Here is an 18,208-nt window from a genome sequence, read left to right on the forward strand (position 1 = left end):
GCGCCATGAGCATTCTCAGCACTCAGATTAATCCGCGTAGCGAGCTCTTCCAGACCAATGAGCAGTCGATGCGTGGCGTGGTTACCCAGCTACATGAACTCACCGCCGCCGTTGCCCAGGGCGGCGGCACCAAATCTCGTGAGCGTCATGAGCGCCGTGGCAAGCTGTTTGTGCGTGACCGCATCGATCACCTGATTGACGAAGGCTCACCCTTTTTAGAATTTTCAGCGCTTGCCGCCCACAAGGTCTATGAAAGCGACGTACCGGCCGCCGGTGTGGTAACCGGCATTGGGCGCGTTTCGGGCGTTGAATGCGTCATTGTGGCCAACGATGCCACTGTGAAAGGCGGCACCTACTTTCCGCTGACGGTCAAAAAACATATTCGCGCCCAGGAAATCGCCCGCAAGCATCGCCTGCCGTGCCTTTATCTGGTCGACTCCGGCGGTGCCTTTCTACCCCGTCAGGATGAAGTCTTCCCTGACCGCGACCACTTCGGGCGCATTTTCTATAACCAGGCCACCCTGTCGGCCGAAGGCATTCCGCAAATTGCCGTGGTGATGGGCTCTTGTACGGCAGGCGGCGCGTATGTGCCCGCCATGGCCGATGAATCGATCATCGTTAAAGAGCAAGGCACTATCTTTCTGGGTGGCCCGCCGCTGGTCAAAGCGGCCACCGGTGAAAGCATCAGTGCCGAGGCGTTGGGCGGCGCTGATGTGCATGCCAAAGTCAGCGGCGTGGCCGACCATTATGCCGAAAACGATATGCATGCCCTGCAGCTTGCCCGCGCCTGTGTCTCGCGCCTGAACTGGCAAAAGCGCGGCAAGCTTGCCATGCAGGCGCCCGAGCCGCCCAAGCTCGACCCGTTGGAGCTTTACGGCATTGTGGGCACCGACCTTAAAAAGCCCTTTGATGTTCGCGAAGTTATCGGGCGCATCGTCGACGGCTCTGATTTTGATGAATTCAAACGCTACTACGGCGACACCTTAGTCACCGGATTTGCGCATATCCATGGCCACCCAGTAGGTATTGTGGCCAATAACGGCGTGCTGTTTTCAGAGAGCGCCGTCAAAGGCGCCCACTTTATTGAGCTGTGCGCCCAGCGCAAGATTCCGTTGGTTTTCCTGCAGAACATCACCGGCTTTATGGTGGGCTCCAGGTACGAGCACGAAGGCATCGCCAAGCATGGCGCCAAGCTGGTCACCGCCGTGGCGTGTGCCAAGGTGCCCAAGTTCACCGTGCTGATTGGCGGAAGCTTCGGGGCGGGCAACTACGGTATGTGCGGCCGCGCTTATGACCCTAACCTGCTATTCATGTGGCCCAACGCGCGTATTTCCGTGATGGGTGGCGAGCAGGCCGCCGGCGTACTGGCCCAGGTTAAGCGCGAGCAGTATGAGCGCGAAGGCAGCGAATGGACTAAAGAGGCCGAAGAGGCGTTCAAGCAGCCAACCCGCGAACAGTATGAGCACCAGGGCCACCCTTACTACGCCAGTGCCCGGCTCTGGGATGACGGCGTGATCGACCCGCTACAAACCCGTGATGTGCTGGGTTTAGCGCTGGCCGCGGCCATGAATGCTGAGATTGAAGAGACACGCTTCGGCGTGTTCCGGATGTAAGGGGCCTATCATGACGAATTCAACGTTAACCATAGATGCAGGTGTTGCCCGCTTAACCCTTAATCGCCCGGACGTTCACAACGCCTTTGATGACCAGCTAATTGCCGAGCTGAACGCACACCTCGACAAGCTTCAGCCGCTGATTAAAAGCGGTGAGGTACGCGTGGTGGTGCTGGGCTCTGAAGGCAACAGCTTCTCAGCGGGCGCGGATTTGAACTGGATGAAGCGCATGGTCGACTACGACGTTGACGACAATCTGGCCGATTCGCGCAAACTCGCCGCCCTAATGCACAGCCTGGATACGCTGCCCTGCCCCACGCTGTGCCGGGTTCAAGGTGCAGCCTTTGGCGGCGCCGTAGGTTTGGCCGCCTGCTGCGATATCGTTATTGCTTCCGATAAAGCCCGGTTCTGCCTTTCAGAAGTCAAAATTGGCCTCTCGCCTGCAGTCATCAGCCCCTATGTGCAGCGTGCACTCGGCGCGCGCCAGATGCGCCGCTACGCGTTGAGCGCTGAAGTCATCGATGCGTCTACGGCGCTCAGCCTGGGCCTGGCCCATCAGGTCGTTGAACACAGCGCACTGGATAGCGCGGTAGATGCCATGCTGGAAACGTTGCTCGCTGGTTCACCGCAGGCACAGCAGGCTACCAAAGCGCTGCTCCAAACGGTCAGCCAGTCGCCTGATTCTGACGCCACGCGCGAACAAACCTGCCAGGTAATCGCCAAACTGCGGGTTAGTGAGGAAGGCCAGGAAGGTCTGGCTGGATTTTTTGAAAAGCGTCGCCCCGCCTGGGCTGAAACGCCTCTATCCGGCAATGCCAAGGAGCGCCGCTCATGAGCCATCTAACGTCGTCTGAATCTAACCTGCGTACCACGCATTTTGACACGCTGCTGATCGCCAACCGCGGTGAAATTGCCTGTCGGGTAATGCGCACCGCACGCCGTATGGGGCTTAAAACCGTTGCCGTGTATTCCGATGCCGACGCCAACGCCCGCCACGTGCGCGAAGCCGATGAAGCCATTCGTATTGGCCCCGCCGCTGCGCGGGAAAGCTATTTGAATATCGAGGCGGTGATTGACGCCGCCAAGAGCACCGGAAGTGGCGCCATCCACCCTGGCTACGGCTTTCTTTCGGAAAACGGTGCGTTTGTAAAAGCGCTCGAAGAAGCGGGCATTACCTTTATCGGACCGCCCGCGTCAGCCATTGCTGCCATGGGGGATAAATCGGCCGCCAAAGCGCGCATGGCTAATGCCGATGTGCCGCTGGTGCCAGGCTACCACGGCGATAACCAGGATGATGACCTGCTCCGGGCCGAGGCCGATAACATCGGTTACCCAGTCATGCTCAAAGCCAGCGCCGGTGGTGGCGGCAAAGGCATGCGCGTGGTCGAAAATAGCGAGGCCTTTCAGGCGGCGTTGGAAGGCTGTCGCCGCGAGTCTAAAGCCGCCTTCGGCGATGATCGTATGCTGATTGAAAAATACCTGGTCCAGCCACGTCACGTGGAAGTACAGGTGTTTTGTGATCACCAAGGCCACGGCGTGTACCTGTTCGAGCGCGACTGCAGTGTTCAGCGCCGCCACCAAAAAGTCCTCGAAGAAGCCCCCGCCCCGGGCATGACGCCGGAACTACGTGCGGCGATGGGTAATGCAGCCGTACGTGCCGCTCAGGAAATTGGCTACGTGGGCGCGGGCACGGTTGAGTTTCTATTGGATGCTTCGCCAGGCCAAGGCGAGGCGTTCTACTTTATGGAGATGAACACCCGCCTGCAGGTCGAGCACCCGGTGACCGAAATGATCACCGGCCAGGATCTGGTCGAGTGGCAGCTGCGGGTGGCAATGGGTGAATCGCTGCCTAACACACAGGAAGATTTAACGATCACCGGGCATAGCTTTGAAGCACGGCTTTATGCCGAAGACCCTGATCAGGACTTTTTACCCGCCACGGGCACGCTTACTCGCTTTGCGCTCGATTTAGCGGGTACCGACCTGAAAGCCGAGCAGGTGCGTCTGGATAGCGGTGTGGAAAGCGGTGATACGGTTTCCATGCACTACGACCCCATGCTTGCCAAGCTGATTGTGCATGGCAGTGACCGGGATGCCGCCCTGGCTACGCTTAACCGTGCGCTAGCGGCCCTCGACATACAGGGCGTGGTCACCAACCGGGCTTTTTTGCAGCGCCTGGCGACTCACCCCGCGTTTAAGAACGTAGAGCTGGATACGCGGTTTATCGAGCGCCACGAGGCCACCCTGTTTGCCGCGCACCACTATCAGTCTGAAGAGTATGCCAGCGCCGCGTTACTGGCGTTACATCAGCTGGCCCAGGAGTGCGAAAGCAACTCGCCCTGGGATCGCCACGATGGGTTTCGGCTTAACGCGCCGCGCACGGTGCGTATTGCCTTGCATGATCCCAAGCATTCTCAGGCATCGGAGGACGCAAGCCCTCTGGTGGTAGTAGAAGGCAAGCGACACCCGGGCGACTCAGAGTGGCACCTAACCATTAATGGGCAAACCTTTAGCGCCAGCCTTCAACCGCTTACCGGCAATGCCGTGGCGATTACTCTTAACGGACACCGCCGCCGCCTGCAGGCCCAGCGCGATGGCAATGTGTTAATCATGGTCGACCCGCAGGGCGAGACCCGCCTTTACTGGCAGCGCATCGATGCGATTGATCACGGCCAGCATGAAGTGCAGGCGAGCTTTACCGCCCCCATGCATGGCACGGTGGTAGCGCTATTGGTTGAAGCCGGTACGAGCGTTGAAAAAGGCATTCCCTTGATGGTCATGGAAGCCATGAAGATGGAACACACCATAACCGCGCCGACTAACGGCCGCGTGGAAGGTTTCCGCTTTCAGGCAGGCGATACCGTTAGCCAGGGCGATGTATTACTCGACTTCGCCCTTGGCGAATAAGGAGCTTTACCATGGCACTGCGCCCATCCAGCCTACCCCAGCGCGTACGCCTGTTCGAAATGGCCCCCAGAGACGGTCTGCAAAACGAGCCGGGGGCCATGGTGCCTACCGCAACTAAAATCGAGCTGATTCATCGGCTTGCCAATGCCGGTATCCGCCATATTGAAGCGGCAAGCTTTGTATCGCCCAAATGGGTGCCGCAAATGGGCGATGCGGCCGAGGTCATGCACGGCATTACCCGCACTCCCGGCGTGGTGTACTCGGCCCTTACCCCTAATCTCAAGGGGCTTGAAAATGCGCTGGCTGCAGGCGCCGATGAAGTCGCGGTATTTGGCGCGGCTTCGGAGGCGTTTTCGCAGAAGAACATCAACTGCTCGATTGCTGAATCCCTTGAGCGATTCGAGCCTGTGCTCAAGCGTGCCCAGGAAGCCAATGTGCGCGTGCGTGGCTACGTGTCCTGTGTGCTGGGCTGCCCTTATGAAGGCGATATTCCTGCTGAGAAAGTCGCTCAGGTAGCCAAGGCCCTTTATGACATGGGCTGCTATGAAATTTCCCTCGGCGACACCATCGGGGTGGGTACGCCGCTGGCGGCCAAACGAATGATTGAAGCCGTATCCGTGCAGGTGCCGATTGATCGGCTGGCAGCGCATTTTCACGATACCTACGGTATGGCTATAGCCAACCTTTACGCGGTCATGGAAGAAGGCATTAGCGTGATTGATGCCGCGACCGGCGGTTTGGGCGGGTGCCCTTATGCCAAAGGTGCCTCCGGCAACGTCGCCACTGAAGACGTGCTCTACCTGCTGGAAGGTTTAGGTATTGAAACGGGGATTGATTTGCAAGCCGTGCTGGATACCGGCAACTGGATTACCCAGGCCCTGGGCCGCAAGCCGACCTCAAACGTTGCCCTGGCCAGAGGCGGACACTCAACCTAACGCCAATCAACGCGGCCTGTTCGATCAGACAATAAAAAATACGGAGAGACATTATGGCGCTACATGACCCCAGCCTATCTACCCAAGCCCTGCCCAGCTATGCCAGCAGTACCGCTGACAAACCGCTGATTGGCATGACTATCGGTGATAAATTTGACCAAATCGCCGCGCAGTATCCCGAAAATGACGCTCTGATTGTGCTGCACCAGAACATTCATTGGCGATATCGCGAGCTTCATGAAGAGGTGAACCGCTGCGCCCGCGCGTTGCTTGCCATTGGCGTGAAGTGTGGTGATCGGGTCGGTATGTGGGCGCCTAACTGCAGCGAGTGGACATTAACCCAGTTCGCCACCGCCAAAATCGGCGCTATTTTAGTCAACATCAACCCGGCCTACCGCACTCATGAGCTTGAGTATGCACTTAACCAATCCGGCGCGCGCTTTTTGGTCAGCGCGGATAGCTTTAAAAACTCTAACTATCGCGACATGCTCTATGAACTGGCGCCGGAGCTTAAAACCAGTACGGAAGGCGCGCTTAAATCGCTAAAGCTGCCCCAGCTTGAGTGCGTGATTAACTTAAGCGTCGACAAGCATCCCGGCATGTGGCGCTGGTCAGATTTGATGCTGGAGTCAGCCAAGGTTAGCCAAACCGACGTCAACGACCTGCAAAGCACGCTTCAGTTTGATGACCCGATCAATATTCAATACACCTCGGGCACCACCGGCTTCCCGAAAGGCGCCACGCTTTCTCACCACAATATTCTTAATAACGGCTTTTTTGTGGCTGAAAGCATAGGCTTTACCAGCGAAGATCGCTTGGTCATCCCGGTGCCGCTTTATCACTGCTTCGGCATGGTGATGGGCAACCTGGGCTGTATGACCCATGGCGCGGCGATGATTTACCCCGATGAAGGCTTTGACCCCGGTAAAGTACTCAAAGCCGTACACGAGCAAAAAGCCACTGCGCTTTATGGCGTGCCTACCATGTTTATCGCCGAGCTGGATCACCCCGAGTTTGCCAACACCGACCTCTCTTCACTGCGTACCGGCATCATGGCAGGCTCGATTTGCCCAGCCGAAATCATGAAACAAGTCATCAACAAGATGAACATGAAGGGCGTACAGATCGCCTACGGAATGACTGAAACCAGCCCGGTCTCTACCCAAACGGGTGCGAATGACACTATTGAAAAGCGGGTTTCCACCGTGGGCCGTACCCAGCCGCACCTGGAAAGCAAAATCGTTGATCCCGGCAATGGTGCCATCTTACCTCGCGGTGAAATCGGCGAGCTGTGTACCCGGGGCTATAGCGTCATGCTTAAATACTGGAACAACGAGCAAGCTACGCGTGAGGCCATCGACGAATCCGGCTGGATGCATACCGGCGACCTCGCTACCATGGATGAAGAGGGTTATATTCAGATCGTAGGGCGCATTAAAGACATGGTGATTCGCGGGGGCGAAAACGTCTACCCCAAAGAAATCGAAGAGTTTCTGTATACCCACCCGGCGATTTCCGATGTGCAGGTCACCGGCGTACCCGACAAAAAGTATGGTGAGGAGTTGGTTGCCTGGGTAAAACCCAACGCCACGGCGGGAGAGATTAGCGGTGAAGATCTGCGTGAGTTCTGTAAAGGCAAGATCACCCACTTCAAGATCCCCCGCTACTTTAAATTCGTCGATGAATTCCCCATGACCGTGACGGGCAAAATCCAGAAATTCAAGATGCGCGAAATCTCGATTCAGGAATTGGGGTTGGGCGACGAGTCATCATTGTGACAATGTCTTTAGCGGCGCATTATCAGCAAGGGCTACGCGATGCCGAGGTGCTAGCGCAGATTCAACGCCATTACCCTGCGGGACCTACTCTGCATCAGTTAGCACCGCTGGACCAACTTCATATAGGCGGCGTAACGGCCTCCGCCCGGCTACTCGCCCTGCTGGACCCAGCCCTTCATCTACGGGTATTGGATATTGGCGCGGGGCTGGGAGGATTAATGCGCCAAGGGTCGGCGTTAGGTTTTCACATGACCGGCCTGGACATCACCCACCGTTTTAACGCACTTAATAAAACGCTTAGCACGCTGGCATCTTCTCAAAGCGCCTCGCTAAATTGGGTAACCGGTGATGCTTGCGCCCTTCCCTTTGCCGATAACAGCTTTGATGCGCTTGTGTTTCAGCACAGCCTGTTGAACGTGCCCAACGTTAACGAGGCACTTACCGAGAGCTACCGCGTACTGCGCCCCGGTGGGCAGTTGGTAATGCACGAAGTGGTTAGCGGCCAAAATGCAGAAGCCTTGCGCTACCCTATTCCCTGGGCGGCAACGCCCGTTCACTCCTGCCTGCTTAGCCATGAAACGCTCATTGAGCAATTAAGCTGCTGTGGTTTTATTGTCGAGCATAACGTTGACTGGAGTGATAGAGCGCTTGAGTGGCGTGAACGCCAGAGAAGAAAGGAGCAAACGCCCCAGGCATCTGTCTTGTCCCCCCAATGGGTCTTTGGTGAGCGCTTTATGGAAATGGGCAAAAATCTGGTGTTTAACCTCCAAAACCGCGCAATTAATTTGGTAGAAGTTAAAGCCTCTTGCTATGCTGGTTAGGCTTTGTACGAAAACTGCTTGCGCTCGACCATACGGCGTTAAAAATCAGCTCAAAATACTCATTTACTCATGTAAACTCCGTTTTTTCGCTGATTTTTGCCTTGTCTGGCCTTCGCTCAGCGACTTTTCGTACAAACCCTAAGATAACAATCAAGACCAAGGATGAGGAACATCAATGAAACGCTTGGCTGGGGTACTCCTGTACAGCGTTGTTGGTTCAACCCTACCTTTACTCACCGCTACCGCCAATGACACGTTGCCGGTGATCGCTTATGCCTCACCCAACAGTGAACTCCTGCAACTGGACAATGGTGTGGTGCTGGAAGGCAGCGACTTAAGCAGCCTGGACACCTACACATCAGGCTTTCGAGTAACCGCTGGTTTTAGCCCTTGGCAACTCCCTCAATTGGATCTTGGCGCTGAAATCGCCTACCGCGAAAGCGAAGAAGTTCCGATTGCCTCCAGCATGTCACCAATGATTATGGATACGCTTAGTTTAGGCGGTGCCATTGTAGCGGGCGTACGTATGGGCGCTTTTAGCATGTACGCTAAATCTGGCCTGACCGAATGGCGCGGCGACACCCATGAGCTTCAGGGTGCAGACGAAGGCGGCACTGCTTGGCTTCAAGGCTTTGGTGCCACCATGACGCTTAACCAGATGGTCACGCGCTTGGAATATGAGCGCGTAGATGCGCCGACGCTAAGCCATCTCAATCAACTCAGCGCCTCGCTGCATTTGCCGTTTTAGTCATTACCTCTCAGTACGTTTGCGTTATTAACCTACCACTGGTCTTCTACAGGTACCGTCCAAATCGGCACATCCTCACGCTTGGGTTCCTGCCAGTCCTGCTGCATCGCGCTATTAAGTGACTCCTCCAGTTTCATAAATAGCTCACCATAACGCGGGCTAAAGCTGATGCCGCCTTCGATCTCTTTCCAAGCCTCAAACAGTTCGTCTTCATGGGCTTCTTCATTTTGTACAAATGACCAGGTCATTTGCTTGGCCCGCATGGGATGTACGCCCATGGCCGATAGTGCATGGCCGCCAAGCTCTAGTGCGGAATGATACGTTTCACTCACCACATCATCGGCCCCGGCTTCACGCAGTTGATAACCATGCCCACGGTCAAAAGCGCGCGCCAGCACCCACACGTTGGGATAGTAGTGTTTTACGTGTTGAGTCATCTGTACAGCACGCTCACGATCATCAATGGCGACCACCAAAAGGCGGGCGCTTTCAATCCCCGCCCTTTCCAACAGGTCAGAACGGCTGGCATCGCCGAAGTAGCTTTTAATATTGATTCGACGTGAGTTTTCGATCTGCTCCAGCTCAAGATCAAGCACTACCATCGGGATATTATTGGCCCGCAGCAGGCGGCAGATGATTTGCCCAAAGCGCCCTACTCCCGCAATGATAACGGGCGCCTGTTCCTCAATGGCATCGGCATCTCGGCCCTCTTTTGCAACCAGATAGTGCGGCAGCACCAAGCGGTCATAAGCAATAAACAGGAGCGGCGTTAAAAACATTGAAAGGGCGACGACCAGCGAGAGCACTTGCGCGGTATCTGCTGGTATCACGCTGCTTTGTACGCTGTAGGTCAGCAGTACAAAGCCAAACTCGCCTGCTTGGGCCAGGCTCAGCGCAAAGAGCCAAAAGTTGCTTCCCTTGATCTTGAATAACCAGGCAAGCGCCAATAACACGACCGCTTTAACAACAATGACGGCAATACCCAACGACACGACGGTGGCCCACTCGGCCGCCAACACATCGAAATTAATGCCTGCACCAACAGTGATGAAAAATAGCCCCAGCAGTAAACCTTTAAAGGGCTCGATATTGGCTTCCAGCTCATGCTTAAACTCACTGTTGGCAAGCACGACACCGGCCAAGAATGCCCCCAGTGCTGGTGATAAATTCACCAGGCTCATAAGTGCTGCAATACCGATAACCACCATCAGTGCCGTGGCGGTAAATACTTCGCGAAGCCCTGCGCCCACCACATAACGAAAGAGCAACGGCCCCAGGTAATACCCACCAAGTATCACCGCAGCAATGGAGCCTACCACCACTAGCGCATGGGTCCAGCCAGTCAGGTGCGCGACCAAATTGAAGCTACCATGGTCGGGCTCACCACCTGGTGCCCCCATTAATTCGGGCAGCGCTAAAAGCGGAATAAGCGCCAGCATCGGGATAACCGCTATATCCTGAAAAAGCAGAACGGAAAATGCGCTACGCCCGCCTTCGGTTTTCGCCAGGCCTTTTTCATTGAGGGTTTGCAACACAATAGCGGTAGAAGAGAGCGCAAAAATCAACCCGACGGTTAGCGCGGTTTGCCATACCAGACCTAACCACCAGGCAATCAGCGTACCTGCCGCTGCGGTAATGATTACTTGCAAGCCACCAAGGCCGACCAGGCGAACCCGCATCGCCCAAAGGCTTTTGGGGTCAAGCTCCATACCGACCAGAAACAGCATCATGACTACACCAAACTCGGCAAAGTGCTGAATGGTGTTGGTTTCCTGCCCAACCAAGCCAAATACCGGGCCAATGGTAACCCCGGCGATAAGATAGCCCAACACTGACCCCAAACCCAGCCGCTTGGCCAGTGGCACCGCAATGACTGCCGCCAAAAGGTAGATAAATGCTTGAATAAAATAGGCCGTCATACCGCACTCCTTAAACGAGATATCGCTATATTAGACGATGAGCGCCCGTTAATGCTTCGCACTTGATACGCCAGTGCCCTGCCCTTGCTGCACCAAATTACTCGTAGGGCTATTCCATCGAACGACTTGCTCTTTGAGTGACTTGCCCCTCGAACGACTTGACTTCTTCGCCAACCAATATATCGTACTAGTACACTAGTACACTAGTACGGCATTCAACTATTGGTGCGCGCATGTCTATATCCAGTTCTACCGATGATGTTTACCAAACTGAATTGATTAATTACCTTGTGGCCATTGATAGCTCTGAGGCCATGAATGAAGCACTTGAAAGCCTTCTGACGCCTGCAGAGTACCAGGAAATCAGCAAACGCCTGCAGATTTTTAATTTACTGCGTGATGGCGTACCACACCGCAAAATTGCTGAATTGCTGGGAGTCGGCATTGCGACGGTTTCTCGCGGCTCGCGCGCGCTAGGCACTTCTCACTCATTACTGGATCGCTGAATCATGACTATCCACGCTCAATCAGATGCTGGCCCGCGTCCGTTTACTCTGTCGCGTAAGCCCCACTACGTCACGCTTGCCGCAGACTGTGACTTTTTTAGCCTATTCAAAAAAATAGAGAAGCAGTTCGATACCTGTTACATGCTTGAATCGCTGGGTGAAGACAGCCACATCGCCCGTCATTCAATCATTGGATTTGATCCTGAATATACCATTTACGCGAATGGCCAAACGCTGACCATCGAGGATCGTGCCGGCAAGGCCGAGCACTACCCAAGCGATAATCCTTATGAATTACTGCGCAGCCTGATCCCGCAAAATATTATTTCGCGCAAGTATGCCGGCGGGCTAAGCGGCTATTTAGGCTACGATGCGATGCAGTATTTCGAGCCTACGCTTTCTTTAAAAGCCAATGATGACTTCGATACGTTTCGGTTTGGACTTTATAAAGATGGGCTTATCCTCGATAAGATGACCGGCGAGGTAACCTACTTCTATTACGACCATAGCCGCTCTGATTTCCTGCAAACGCTTATCGACGCTAAGGATATTGAGAGCGACGACCTAAAAATCACCGCGCTTGGCGACACCATGAGCCAAGCAGAACACGCCGCAGCGGTCGCCAAGGTCAAGCAGGATATTATCGATGGCAAGGTGTTCCAGTGTGAAGTCGGGTTTAAAAAGCGCTTTCGTATCGAGGGCGATACGGTCGCTCTGTACGACCAGCTGCGCACGATTAACCCTTCTCCTCAGATGTACTACATGAAGTTTGGTGATCAGAAGCTGATCGGTGCAAGCCCGGAGCTTCTCTTCCGCTTGCGCCAGGGTGAAATGGAAACTTTCCCGCTAGCAGGCACCACCACCCGAGGCCAAACGCCTCAGGAAGATACTCAGCTGGCCCGTACCCTGCTTAACGATCCTAAAGAGATTGCCGAGCACAATATGATCGTTGATCTACATCGCAATGATATTGGTCGGGTTGCCCAGTTTGGCACGGTCAAGGTGCGCAGCCTGATGGACATTAAGCGCTTTAGCCATGTTCAGCATATTTCCAGCGAAATCGTCGGCATTATTGCCGAGGGCGAAGACATGTTTAGCGCCTTGGCCAGCAACTTCCCTGCGGGCACGCTTACCGGTGCGCCCAAAATTGAAGCCATGAAAATTATCGATGACCTGGAAAACGATGGCCGGGGCCCTTACGGCGGCGCGGTTGGCCAGTTTTCGTTTAACGGTGACTGCACTTTTGCGATCCCGATTCGCACCGTGTTTGTCAACGGCGAGCGGGCCTATGTGCAGACCTGTGGTGGCAACGTGTTTGATAGTAACGCCGCCGATGAGTATGAAGAAATACGCCGTAAATTTGCCGGCACGCGTAAAGCCTTAGCCCCCTTTATGGATTCGGAGAGCCTGGCATGAAAGTGTTAATCATCGATAACTACGATTCGTTCACCTACAACCTGTACCAATTTATTGGCGAGATTCTCACCACAGAAAAAAACCGTGGCGCGGTGAATAACTTTGAGATCGTGGTAAAGCGTAACGACCAGGTTCAATTTACCGATATTGTGGCAATGGCGCCGGACCGTATTATTATTTCGCCGGGGCCTGGCTCGCCAGACGACCCACGCTACTTCGGCGTCTGCGCAGAGGTCATCAAAGAACTGGGGAAGACCACACCGCTGTTAGGTGTCTGCCTCGGGATGCAGGGAATTGTTCATGTGTTTGGCGGCCAAGTGGTGAAAGCACCGCTCCCCATGCACGGCAAGATCAGTCCCGTTACGCATACTCAGCAGTCGGTATTTAAAGGCGTGCCGGACCAGCTTGAGGTGATGCGCTACCACTCGCTAATTGCTGATGCAGGTTCGCTACCCGAGTGCCTGGAAGTGACCGCTGCGGTGGGTAGCCTGGAGGCGGCCCACTTTGAACAGCGAGAGCACTGGGAAGCCGCTGGGGAGTTCGAGCTGATGGGCGTCAAACACCGCGACTATCCGATCCACGGCATTCAGTTTCACCCCGAATCCTTTGCCACCGAAGGGGGTAAAGAGCTGATTGCCAACTTCTTGCTGGCATAATTCATTTTAAAATACGCCACAAAAAAAGCGGGAGGCCGTTTAATGACGTCTCCCGCTTTTTAATGTTGGCGAGTGGTTTAACGCCCCTTACCTTCATCGCCTAATGTAAATGAGGGCGGATCACTGGCTGGAAAGGTGTCATCAACCGTGTCGTCCACCCCTCCTTCCGTCCAGTCACCATTGACGTTATCAGCCGAGTAAACCGTGTAATTTTCAGCCAGTGTCCATTGACCATCACACTCTTTCAGGTCATGCCGTTCGACCCAGATACGGCTTCCCCCTGCCTTGAGTATCTCAACTTTTGTTTCAGCACTATCATCTGAAACCGTGCCTAGCGCACTACCGTCCTGGGTATAAACGGTGGCATCTTGAAGATTATGCTCTGCCATCATAAGGTCCTCCAATGATATCCAAGTATCAATACCTTAGTTGGCACTTTCACGAAGGGACAAGGTGTTTTCAGCAACTTTACCTTATCGCAATTTTTTGATTCCCAAGTCTCCTTCGCTTATTTTGAATGTTTCCTGGCTAATCCATGCAAGCGCTTAAAAAGCCTAGCGTTTCGTTTTGGGACGCGGCGCTTTTCCTCGCGCGGCTGGTTTACCTGCCCCGGGCTGCCCTTTACCAAAAGACTTACTACTACGCTTGCCTTGGGCTGCAGGTTTGCCCCCTGCTGCGGTTTTTGCGTTAGGGTGCGCTTTGGAAGTACCGGGCTTGCCCTTGGTGTTTGAGCGCGTTTTACTGCCCGCCGCTTTGCCAGCACTAGCGGATTTTGCCCCCGCTCCCGGTTTTCCCTTACGTGGACGTTGCCCACTAGGTGCCCGAGGCTTGGCTTTCGGCTTAGCCGGCGCTGCACTACCGTCAGCGCTCTCCGTCAGGGCAATGATGGTCTCCACCTCTTTGGGCGTTAAATCACGCCAGTCACCCAGTGCCAACCCCTTCAAAGACACATTCATGATCCGCGTGCGTATTAATTGGGTAACGTCATAACCGAAGTATTCGCACATCCGGCGTATCTGGCGATTTAACCCCTGCACTAGCGTGACAGTAAACACAAAAGTGGACACTTTCTTCACCTGGCACTTCTTGGTGACCTGGCCAAGAATCGGCACACCCTTTTGCATCCCCTCAACAAATTCCTCCGTAATCGGCTTGTTAACCGTTACCTGGTACTCTTTTTCGTGATTGTTGTTGGCACGGAGAATTTTATTAACCAGATCCCCATTATTGGTTAAAAAGATCAGCCCTTGGGAGTCTTTATCCAGCCGACCAATGGGGAAAATACGTGCTCCATGCTTTACAAACTCAACAATATTGTCTTTTTCACTCGATTCAGTCGTGCTCACAATACCGACAGGCTTATTGAGCGCAATCAGAATAAAGTCCTCTTCCTCCTGGGGCTCAATTTCCTGACCATTCACCTTTACACGATCACCAGCCATTACCTGGTCACCGGTTGTCGCACGACGGCCATTGATCCAGACATTGCCCTGCTCTACATAGCGGTCTGCCTCACGGCGCGAGCAAAGGCCGCTTTCACTAATATACTTATTGATTCGAGTCGATTTTCGTAATGACATAACACGCCGTAAGGCTAAAAGTGGATAAAAGCGCCGCTAGAAAGAGGAGCCAGGCTGTTCTAGAAAGGCGATTTCTTCATCGCTGGACGCTCTCCCCAATAGCATATTGCGATGAGGATAACGACCAAAGCGGTCAATAATCGCCTTATGACGAACTTCAAAATCAAGATTATTTTCAAGCCCGGGCTGGTCGAACAGCACCATTGCCTGGGCATGAATCGTTTTCGATTCACTATGCATATAGGGCATATATAAAAAGCTGCGCTCTTCAGGCGTTAACGCCATGTCGGCACCTGCTGCCACGGCTTCCTGGGCGAGAGCAAGCGCGAGCGCATCAAACGCAAACGCGCGGGCATTATCGCGGTACATATTGCGCGAAAACTGATCAAGCACAATAATTTCGGCCAAACGCCCCTGCGGTGTATCCCGCCATGTATAACATTCGCACTGGGCAACATGGCCGTGCAGCTCTCCAAAACGCGCCATGATAGCGGCGTCCATCTCGGCGTCTTTCTTAAACCACTGCGCCGGGGTTAGTTCATTAAACCAGAACTGCAACACCGCTTGAGCATCCAAATTCATTGCCGCCTCCTAAGAACATACATAAATGCCGCCAGCCGTACTGGCGGTATACGCACTTCTAATGTTGCCGCTAATTAACCCGTATTGCGCAGCCCCGCCGAGATACCTGCCATGGTCACCATTAGCGCCCGGGAAAGATCGCCGCTGATTGCACCATCGGCGTCGCGGTTACGCTGTAAAAGCTCAGCCTGCAACCCGTGCAGCGGGTCAATGTAGGGGTTACGCACATCAATGGCCTGGCGGATCAGTGGCGTCTTCTCAAGCAACTCATCCTGCTCGAGTATTTCCAGCACCACGTTTTCCAACCGCTCAAAACGCTCGCGAAGCTTTTTGCCCAGGGCTTTTAAGGATGGCTCATCCACTAGCCGGTGCTCATAGTACGCCGCAATGGCCACATCAGCTTTGGCCAGTAACATTTCCAACATATCCAGGTAAGTGCCAAAAAATGGCCATTGATCGCGCATGTCCTGGAGCAGCTCGCGTCCGCCGGGCTCTTCCAGGCGCTGCAGGAACGCTTCGCCACTGCCTAGCCATGCGGGCAGCATTAGGCGAATTTGGGTCCAGGCGAAAATCCACGGAATCGCACGCAGCGTTTCAACGCCACCGTCCTGGCGCCGCTTGGTGGGGCGTGACCCCAGCGGCAACCTACCGAGCGCCCCCTCTGGCGTTACCGCACGGAAGTAAGGCACAAAGTCAGGGTCCTCGCGCACCACGCCCACGTAACCGACGTGCGCAATGTGGGCGAGCTTATCCATCTCTTCGCGCCAGCGGGGGTCAGGCGCCGGTGGCGGTAGCAAGGTAGCCTCAAGCACCGCGCAAGCGTAAATCTCCATTGACCGCAGCGCGATATCCGGCTGGCCAAACTTGAAGCGAATCATTTCCCCCTGCTCGGTCACCCGCAAACTGCCGTTTACCGAGCCCGGCGGCTGCGACAAGATCGCTGCGTGAGCGGGGCCGCCCCCACGACCGACGGTGCCGCCGCGGCCGTGGAACAGGGTCAGGTCAACACCGTGTTTTTCACACACATTCACCAGCGCTTCCTGAGCCCGATACTGCGCCCAGGCCGCCGCCAGTTGCCCGGCATCCTTGGCAGAGTCGGAGTAACCGATCATGATTTCCTGCCGGTCATTAATCAGTGCTCGGTAACCAGGCAGCGACAGGAGCTGTTCGATAACCGCACCCGCGTGATCCAGGTCGTTGAGGGTTTCAAACAGAGGTGCAATGGGCAGCGTGACTTGGCCACCCACCTCTTTCATTAACAGCGCAACGGTCAACACATCTGACGGTTCGCCCGCCATGGAAATAATGTAGGTACCCAGTGCCTCTGAATGCTCCTGAGCGATGACCTTAAAGGTATCCAGCACTTCACGACACTCGGCAGAGCACTCCCAACGGCGTGGGATCAGTGGTCGACTAGACGCCAGCTCTTCCAGTAGGAATGCTTGACGCTGAGCTTCGTTCCACTCCTGGTAGTGTCCCAGGCCTAATGTGCTGGTGAGTTCTTCGATCACTTGGGCGTGGCGGCTGGCTTCTTGACGTAAATCCAGCTTGGTCAGCGTGACTCCAAACACGGCGACGCGGCGCAGCGTATCGAGCAAGGCGCCATTGGCAATGGTGTCCAAACCCACATCGCATAAAGAGCGGTAGCAAGCCAGCAGCGGCGCATAAAGTTGGTCGCGGGTTTCAATAATCGGCCCGCCGTCGTAGTTGCGGCCATCCAGCTTCGCCTTGGCCCAGTCCCGGGTTGCTTCCACCTTGGCTAAAAGGCGTTTAAGCAGTTCACGATACGGCTCAGCGACATCGCCCACTTCTGCTTTTAGTGCGCTATTGGCCTTCCACATGGAAAGCTCGGTTTTAAGCTGTTCCAGGTCGCGCAGGTAAAGGTCTGCGGCCATCCAGCGCCCCAGAAGTAGCACTTCCCGGGTGATCCGTGAAGTAACATTAGGGTTGCCGTCCCGGTCGCCCCCCATCCATGAAGCATAGCGAATGGGTGCGGCATCCAGCGGAAGGCGCTCACCGGCAGTATCCAGCAGTAAATTATCCAGATCACGATGGAAGTCAGGCACGGCTTGCCATAGCGAGTTCTCGATAACCGCAAACCCCCATTTGGCTTCATCAACCGGGGTTGGCCGCTCATGGCGAATTTCATCGGTATGCCATGCCTGGCTAATCAATTCTTCTAACCGCCCGTGAGCGCGCTTACCGCGCTCTGGATAGTCGCCAGAACCTTCGATGGCGGTTAGGCACTCATCAATTGCGTCGTATTTTTGGATTAGCGTACGGCGAATAACTTCTGTCGGGTGGGCAGTAAGCACCAGTTCCACCCGCATATTGGCGAGTGTTTCGACCAGCTTACGCGGTGAATTACCCGCCAGTTGGGCCCGTTCAAGCAGCCCGTTGAGAGTCGGCTGGGTACCGGGTTTGTAGTCTTCTACACGGCGAAAACGTGCGCGATAGTGCTGCTCGGCAATATTGGCAAGATTCAAGAACTGGTTAAAAGCACGTGTAACAGGTAGCAGGTCACGCTCAGGTAACTGGCGTAAATACTCAATAAGTGCGCGCTGCTGGAGTGAGTCACCTTGACGACCTTGCTTGGCATGCGCTCGGATCGTCTCAATTTTATCTACAAATGCCTGTCCCAGGTCGTCCGCTATGGTGCGTCCCAGACTATCTCCTAAAATGCGTACGTTATCGCGCAGCGATTCGTGCAGGTCGTGACTCATTGGCAAGGCCTCCTAGCGGGGTCG

15 protein-coding genes are annotated in these 18,208 nt (G+C 54.9%); 10 read left to right on the forward strand and 5 right to left on the reverse strand.

The genetic code is table 11. The features are described 5' to 3' along the window. Positions 1-5: 5 nt before the first annotated feature. The 7 genes from ACT3RQ_RS00060 (at position 6) to ACT3RQ_RS00090 (ending at position 8,802) form a co-directional block, all read left to right on the forward strand. A complete protein-coding gene (locus tag ACT3RQ_RS00060) occupies positions 6-1,613 on the forward strand; it encodes a carboxyl transferase domain-containing protein (RefSeq protein WP_172116428.1) in 1,608 nt (535 codons plus the stop codon). Between the two features lie 10 nt (positions 1,614-1,623). Then, on the forward strand, positions 1,624-2,448 hold the full coding sequence (locus ACT3RQ_RS00065) for an enoyl-CoA hydratase/isomerase family protein (protein ID WP_172116427.1): 825 nt from the start codon (positions 1,624-1,626) through the stop codon (positions 2,446-2,448). Beyond that, on the forward strand, positions 2,445-4,520 hold the full coding sequence (locus ACT3RQ_RS00070; RefSeq protein ID WP_444638918.1) for an acetyl/propionyl/methylcrotonyl-CoA carboxylase subunit alpha: 2,076 nt from the start codon (positions 2,445-2,447) through the stop codon (positions 4,518-4,520). Before ACT3RQ_RS00065 ends, ACT3RQ_RS00070 begins: the two co-directional genes overlap by 4 nt. Before the next feature lie 11 nt (positions 4,521-4,531). Next, on the forward strand, positions 4,532-5,455 hold the full coding sequence (locus tag ACT3RQ_RS00075) for a hydroxymethylglutaryl-CoA lyase (RefSeq protein ID WP_172116425.1): 924 nt from the start codon (positions 4,532-4,534) through the stop codon (positions 5,453-5,455). 53 nt (positions 5,456-5,508) lie between these two features. Then, complete coding sequence (locus tag ACT3RQ_RS00080) at positions 5,509-7,233, forward strand: AMP-binding protein (RefSeq protein ID WP_444679735.1); 1,725 nt, start codon at positions 5,509-5,511, stop codon at positions 7,231-7,233. Positions 7,234-7,235: 2 nt separating this feature from the next. Beyond that, positions 7,236-8,054: a class I SAM-dependent methyltransferase gene (locus ACT3RQ_RS00085; protein WP_444638954.1), complete on the forward strand. Its 819-nt coding sequence runs from the start codon at positions 7,236-7,238 to the stop codon at positions 8,052-8,054. Between the two features lie 175 nt (positions 8,055-8,229). Next, positions 8,230-8,802, forward strand: coding sequence for a hypothetical protein (locus ACT3RQ_RS00090; protein WP_193054109.1), 573 nt, complete (start codon positions 8,230-8,232; stop codon positions 8,800-8,802). A 32-nt stretch (positions 8,803-8,834) separates the two neighbouring features. On the opposite strand, the gene ACT3RQ_RS00095 is transcribed toward ACT3RQ_RS00090, so the two are convergent. Further along, positions 8,835-10,721: a monovalent cation:proton antiporter-2 (CPA2) family protein gene (locus ACT3RQ_RS00095; RefSeq protein ID WP_444638915.1), complete on the reverse strand. Its 1,887-nt coding sequence runs from the start codon at positions 10,719-10,721 to the stop codon at positions 8,835-8,837. Between the two features lie 233 nt (positions 10,722-10,954). Between ACT3RQ_RS00095 and ACT3RQ_RS00100 the strand changes: the two genes are divergently transcribed. From ACT3RQ_RS00100 to ACT3RQ_RS00110, 3 genes are read left to right on the forward strand one after another with little or no spacing between them, the layout of a single operon-like run. Continuing rightward, on the forward strand, positions 10,955-11,227 hold the full coding sequence (locus tag ACT3RQ_RS00100) for a Trp family transcriptional regulator (RefSeq protein WP_444621446.1): 273 nt from the start codon (positions 10,955-10,957) through the stop codon (positions 11,225-11,227). 3 nt (positions 11,228-11,230) lie between these two features. Next, positions 11,231-12,643, forward strand: a complete 1,413-nt coding sequence (locus ACT3RQ_RS00105; RefSeq protein WP_444679736.1) for an anthranilate synthase component I family protein — start codon at positions 11,231-11,233, stop codon at positions 12,641-12,643. Continuing rightward, positions 12,640-13,299 (forward strand): anthranilate synthase component II, encoded by a 660-nt coding sequence (locus tag ACT3RQ_RS00110; RefSeq protein ID WP_444638914.1) that lies wholly within the window; start codon positions 12,640-12,642, stop codon positions 13,297-13,299. Before ACT3RQ_RS00105 ends, ACT3RQ_RS00110 begins: the two co-directional genes overlap by 4 nt. A gap of 77 nt (positions 13,300-13,376) precedes the next feature. Here the strand turns inward: ACT3RQ_RS00110 and ACT3RQ_RS00115 are convergent, their stop codons facing one another. The 4 genes from ACT3RQ_RS00115 to ppc all read right to left on the reverse strand — a co-directional run bounded on the left by ACT3RQ_RS00115 (position 13,377) and on the right by ppc (position 18,184). Continuing rightward, complete coding sequence (locus tag ACT3RQ_RS00115; RefSeq protein ID WP_172116419.1) at positions 13,377-13,691, reverse strand: hypothetical protein; 315 nt, start codon at positions 13,689-13,691, stop codon at positions 13,377-13,379. Positions 13,692-13,853: 162 nt separating this feature from the next. Further along, positions 13,854-14,879, reverse strand: a complete 1,026-nt coding sequence (gene rluF / locus ACT3RQ_RS00120; protein ID WP_444638913.1) for a 23S rRNA pseudouridine(2604) synthase RluF — start codon at positions 14,877-14,879, stop codon at positions 13,854-13,856. 36 nt (positions 14,880-14,915) lie between these two features. Next, the gene (locus ACT3RQ_RS00125; protein ID WP_193053718.1) at positions 14,916-15,461 is read right to left on the reverse strand and encodes a DUF924 family protein; all 546 of its coding nucleotides are present in this window, start codon (positions 15,459-15,461) and stop codon (positions 14,916-14,918) included. Positions 15,462-15,535: 74 nt separating this feature from the next. Then, positions 15,536-18,184: a phosphoenolpyruvate carboxylase gene (gene ppc, locus ACT3RQ_RS00130; RefSeq protein WP_172116416.1), complete on the reverse strand. Its 2,649-nt coding sequence runs from the start codon at positions 18,182-18,184 to the stop codon at positions 15,536-15,538. Positions 18,185-18,208 lie beyond the last annotated feature (24 nt).

The sequence above is a fragment of the Halomonas sp. AOP43-D1-4 genome (assembly GCF_052446175.1).
Lineage (GTDB): Bacteria > Pseudomonadota > Gammaproteobacteria > Pseudomonadales > Halomonadaceae > Vreelandella > Vreelandella citrativorans.

Excerpts from the sequence above, each read along its gene's own strand:
- ACT3RQ_RS00125 (WP_193053718.1), bottom strand. The coding sequence starts at position 15,461 with ATGAATTTGGATGCTCAAGCGGTGTTGCAGTTCTGGTTTAATGAACTA.
- ACT3RQ_RS00105 (WP_444679736.1), top strand. The coding sequence starts at position 11,231 with ATGACTATCCACGCTCAATCAGATGCTGGCCCGCGTCCGTTTACTCTG.
- ACT3RQ_RS00100 (WP_444621446.1), top strand. The coding sequence starts at position 10,955 with ATGTCTATATCCAGTTCTACCGATGATGTTTACCAAACTGAATTGATT.
- ACT3RQ_RS00090 (WP_193054109.1), top strand. The coding sequence starts at position 8,230 with ATGAAACGCTTGGCTGGGGTACTCCTGTACAGCGTTGTTGGTTCAACC.
- ACT3RQ_RS00095 (WP_444638915.1), bottom strand. The coding sequence starts at position 10,721 with ATGACGGCCTATTTTATTCAAGCATTTATCTACCTTTTGGCGGCAGTC.
- ACT3RQ_RS00065 (WP_172116427.1), top strand. The coding sequence starts at position 1,624 with ATGACGAATTCAACGTTAACCATAGATGCAGGTGTTGCCCGCTTAACC.
- rluF (WP_444638913.1), bottom strand. The coding sequence starts at position 14,879 with ATGTCATTACGAAAATCGACTCGAATCAATAAGTATATTAGTGAAAGC.
- ACT3RQ_RS00060 (WP_172116428.1), top strand. The coding sequence starts at position 6 with ATGAGCATTCTCAGCACTCAGATTAATCCGCGTAGCGAGCTCTTCCAG.
- ACT3RQ_RS00110 (WP_444638914.1), top strand. The coding sequence starts at position 12,640 with ATGAAAGTGTTAATCATCGATAACTACGATTCGTTCACCTACAACCTG.
- ACT3RQ_RS00085 (WP_444638954.1), top strand. The coding sequence starts at position 7,236 with ATGTCTTTAGCGGCGCATTATCAGCAAGGGCTACGCGATGCCGAGGTG.
- ppc (WP_172116416.1), bottom strand. The coding sequence starts at position 18,184 with ATGAGTCACGACCTGCACGAATCGCTGCGCGATAACGTACGCATTTTA.
- ACT3RQ_RS00070 (WP_444638918.1), top strand. The coding sequence starts at position 2,445 with ATGAGCCATCTAACGTCGTCTGAATCTAACCTGCGTACCACGCATTTT.
- ACT3RQ_RS00115 (WP_172116419.1), bottom strand. The coding sequence starts at position 13,691 with ATGATGGCAGAGCATAATCTTCAAGATGCCACCGTTTATACCCAGGAC.
- ACT3RQ_RS00080 (WP_444679735.1), top strand. The coding sequence starts at position 5,509 with ATGGCGCTACATGACCCCAGCCTATCTACCCAAGCCCTGCCCAGCTAT.
- ACT3RQ_RS00075 (WP_172116425.1), top strand. The coding sequence starts at position 4,532 with ATGGCACTGCGCCCATCCAGCCTACCCCAGCGCGTACGCCTGTTCGAA.